The following is a 4,129-nucleotide window of genomic DNA, read 5'->3' on the forward strand; positions in this document are numbered from 1 at the left end:
CTCAAAAAGGAGTTATCTGCCTGGCAAAAACAACGCAATCAAAGTCTATCAACAATTCAATGGAAATTCACAAAGCAAGATGCTGACCAAAAACTACAGAGACACTATACATGAAATTATTTATTGGAAATTATACTAGGTTTATATCTTGCCTCATAATTCCGCCTTCTTCCGCCTCAAAAGTTTGAGGCAAATGATGAATGTACTCTGCTCCCATTTCCCGTTGTTGAAAATCACCATTGGCGAATTGTAGTTTGATAAGATCAACAGGAATATCAGGATCGCCTCTGCAAATATCATAAGCGCCAATATGTCCTTCACAAATCATCATAATTAAAAAACTTAAAGAGTGCATTTAAACACCCAAGATAAAATATGTCAAATTTTAAAAAATTGATTTTATCTTTCTTTCTGGAGCCACCGATCGGAATTGAACCGACGACCTACTCGTTACGAGTGAGTTGCTCTACCAACTGAGCTACGGTGGCGGGCGGGGAAAAGTGTATGGAAAAGTATCGTGATTTGCAATTCTTTCTTTTGTCACCCCGGGCCCCGACCCGGGGTCTCAATTTCCATTAGGAATGAGGAATTCTATAAATTATACACTCTCATTTTTTTTGAATTTTTGGTGATCTTTGAGATCCCGCGTCAAGCGCGGGATGACAAGAAAAATGAATTTTTCGTCTTTCTTTTTCTCTCCATCACAGCTAAACTCCCTCAACGCGCATTTTCCAAAAAATCACGTGTCACAAAAATTCAAACTCGTTTCCCCATTCGAGCCAAGCGGTGATCAACCAAAAGCCATCGAAAAGCTCATAAAAGGGCTCCATGCTGGGACGAAACTCCAAACGCTTCTTGGCGCTACAGGAACGGGAAAGACGTTTACGATGGCGAATGTGATTCAAGAAATCCAAAAACCGACACTCGTGCTTTCTCATAATAAAACTCTTGCCGCTCAGCTCTGTAATGAATTCCGGCAATTTTTTCCAGAAAATGCTGTGTCCTACTTCGTTTCATATTACGATTACTATCAGCCGGAAGCGTATATTGCTCGAACGGATACCTACATCGAAAAAGAAGCCACGATTAACGAAGAAATCGATAAATTTCGTCATGCGGCAACGTATAATCTTCTTACAAGAAAAGACGTGATTATTGTCGCTTCAGTAAGTTGTATTTATGGACTTGGAGATGTGGAAAGTTACGAATCCCTCGCAATTACGATCACAGTAGGGGATCAGGTTAAACGTGATAAACTCCTTCGAAAACTTACGGATATCCAGTATCGAAGATCTTCTCTCGAATTTAAGCAGGGAATGTTTCATGTGATGGGCGACATGGTGGAAATTTTTCCACCTTCAGCTGATACCGTGTTCCGTATTGATCTCTTTGGAGATGATGTAGAAGCTATTACTGAAGTGGATTCTTTCACTGGAGAACTCATAAATACATTGGAAGAAGTGACTATTTTCCCGGCAAAACACGACGTAACGACTCGCGAGAAAATCGAAAAAGCCGCTCAAGAAATTCAAAAAGATCTCAAACTCCAGGTTCAGGAACTCGAAAAACAGGGAAAATCTCTGGAAGCTCATCGGCTCCAAACTCGCACGGAATATGATATCGAAATGCTCCTCGAAACCGGATACTGCAATGGAATCGAAAATTATACTCGGTATTTTTCATTGAGAGCTTCAGGAGAACCTCCCGCAACTTTACTCGAATACTTTCCGGATGATTTTCTCCTGATTGTCGATGAATCTCATATGACGCTTCCGCAAGTGGGAGCAATGCACGAAGGAAATTTGTCACGAAAAAGAGCACTCGTCGAGTACGGATTTCGCTTGCCTTCTGCGCTCGATAATCGTCCGCTCAAATTTGGGGAATTCGAAGATTTTATTACACAAGGAGTTTTTATTTCTGCTACGCCGGGAAAATATGAGAAGGCACATTGTCCGACAGATGAAATTGTAGAACAAATTATTCGTCCCACAGGTCTTCTTGATCCTAAAATACTCGTTTTGCCATCTCGCAAGGAATTTTATGATCCAAAAGTGCATACTATTCCGAAAAATAAAGTATCCAACCAAATCGATGTTTTAACAGAGGAAATGAAAAAGCGAATCTCGAAAAATCAGCGAATTCTTGTCACGACTGCTACCAAAAAATCTGCGGAAGATCTTTCGAAATATTTTGCAGAAATTGGAATTTCGGCGAAATATCTCCATTCCGATATTGAAACTTTAGAACGCATCGAAATTCTCAAAGAACTTCGGGAAGGGAAAATTAATGTGGTCGTGGGAATTAACCTCCTTCGCGAAGGGCTTGATCTTCCGGAAGTATCGCTCATTGCCATTCTTGATGCAGACAAAGAGGGGTTTTTACGTTCTCGCGACGCCCTCATTCAAACAATTGGTCGAGCAGCGCGAAATGTCGATGGGACCGTACTTCTTTTTGGAGATAAGATGACACAAGCAATGCGAGAAGCAATTGATGAAACAGATCGCCGACGTTCAATTCAGGAGGCGCACAACACAAAACACGGAATTACTCCACAAACAATTCAAAAGGACATTACTTCTATTTCTCGAGAAACTGCAGCAGTGAAAGAATATGATCTGAAGAAAGTAAAAGAATCAGAACTCCCACGGCTTATCGAGGAACTCGAATTGCAGATGGATATTGCGGTGCAGAATTTAGAATTTGAAAAAGCGGCGGAACTCCGAGATGAGATTGAGGCAATAAAGGGCATGATGAAGCCATAAAATCTTGAGAAAAAATTTATGGAGGTAAATATTGTACTTTTTATTAAAAAAGTGTTATAATAAATAATGATTTTATTCTTTTACCCCATACTTTTTTCATTCTTTTTCCCCATTTTTCTTCATTCTTCATTTTTATTTTTTAATTCTTTTATACAAATATATAAATGAAAAAATATTTCATTTTACCCGCAATTGCGGTGCTTGCCGTTGTCGGTCTTATCTTGACCAATACGGGAAAAAGTCCTGATTCATTTCAGGCGAATCTTGTGTGTGATCCGCAAGATCCACTCGTATGTTGGAATGAAGGGGGCGATCTTCCTCCACCTCCGAGCAATTTGCCCGATGGTGCAGGCTGTGCTGTTGCCTCAGAATGTGCATCTCAACAATGTAATAGTAATCGTTGCGGTACTCCAGTTGCTCCACAGCCAAAACCAGATGGACAGGCGTGCAGCGCAGCTGCGGAATGTACTTCAAACGTCTGTAGTAATGGAATTTGTGGTCAACCGGTAAATAATACCACTAAGAAAGCGGATGGGCAGTCATGTACAGACGGTCCTCAGTGTACATCTAATTTTTGTGATTTCGCTCATGGAAGTGTCTGTGCTCCCGCAGGAGGTGGATGGACTGGAGGAACAGTAGGGACAAAGACAGCAGGACAGGCATGTGCTGCAGCTTCTGAATGTGCTGTAGGACTTTCTTGTACTGGAAACGTTTGTACAAATCCAACAAATCAAAATCAAGGACTAGGTTGCTGGAATACTATTACAAACCAAGCAGCTCCTACTTGTACAGACAGTACGGGAACTCAATCTTGTCCAACATTCGCGAATGGTTATGTTTGCCAGACAAATAACACACAACAGAACACTACACAATGTCCTTCTGGGCAGCAGAAACTCTGTCCGAACGAACCGATGAGATGTGTTACAACGTCTGCTGAATGTACAACAAATACAAATACACAGATATGTCCATCAGGGACATATAAACTTTGTGGAACAAATGACCCACGATGTGTGAGAACAGCAACTGAATGTACGACACAGAACAATACCCAGCAACAGCAATGTCAGCCTGGGCAATACTGGGATTTTGTCATGAGTGCTTGTAAGACGAACCCAACAAATACTCAGCAGCAATATGATCCAAATACTCAACAGCAATATGATCCAAACACTCAATATGATCAAAATAGTCAGTGGGATCCATGGAGTGCGAACATGTTTGGAGCAGCGCCAGAGACGATGACGCAGCAGGACTGGTTTTCAGGGTCGAAGTGTGGGGAGAAAGCGCTGAATATGGATCCATTTTGCTATGGGAATCATCCGGATGCATGGAATTGGAAGGAAGGATGTGTTGACAGTAAA

The 4,129-nt window shown here is 41.4% G+C and carries 3 protein-coding genes and 1 tRNA gene; 2 read left to right on the plus strand and 2 right to left on the minus strand.

Going from position 1 to position 4,129, the window contains the following annotated elements; genetic code table 11:
- Positions 1 to 130: 130 nt before the first annotated feature.
- Positions 131 to 331 (minus strand): hypothetical protein, encoded by a 201-nt coding sequence (locus tag HZA38_01325; GenBank protein MBI5414136.1) that lies wholly within the window; start codon positions 329 to 331, stop codon positions 131 to 133.
- Positions 332 to 412: 81 nt separating this feature from the next.
- A tRNA-Thr gene (locus tag HZA38_01330) sits at positions 413 to 488 on the minus strand.
- Positions 489 to 743: 255 nt separating this feature from the next.
- On the opposite strand from HZA38_01330, the gene uvrB reads away from it, so the two are divergent.
- Both uvrB and HZA38_01340 read left to right on the plus strand, forming a co-directional pair.
- Positions 744 to 2,762, plus strand: coding sequence for an excinuclease ABC subunit UvrB (gene uvrB, locus HZA38_01335; GenBank protein MBI5414137.1), 2,019 nt, complete (start codon positions 744 to 746; stop codon positions 2,760 to 2,762).
- Between the two features lie 164 nt (positions 2,763 to 2,926).
- On the plus strand, positions 2,927 to 4,129 hold a 1,203-nt coding region (locus HZA38_01340; protein MBI5414138.1), incomplete at its 3' end, for a hypothetical protein.

The sequence above is a fragment of the Candidatus Peregrinibacteria bacterium genome, assembly GCA_016220175.1.
Taxonomy (GTDB): domain Bacteria; phylum Patescibacteriota; class Gracilibacteria; order CAIRYL01; family CAIRYL01; genus JACRHZ01.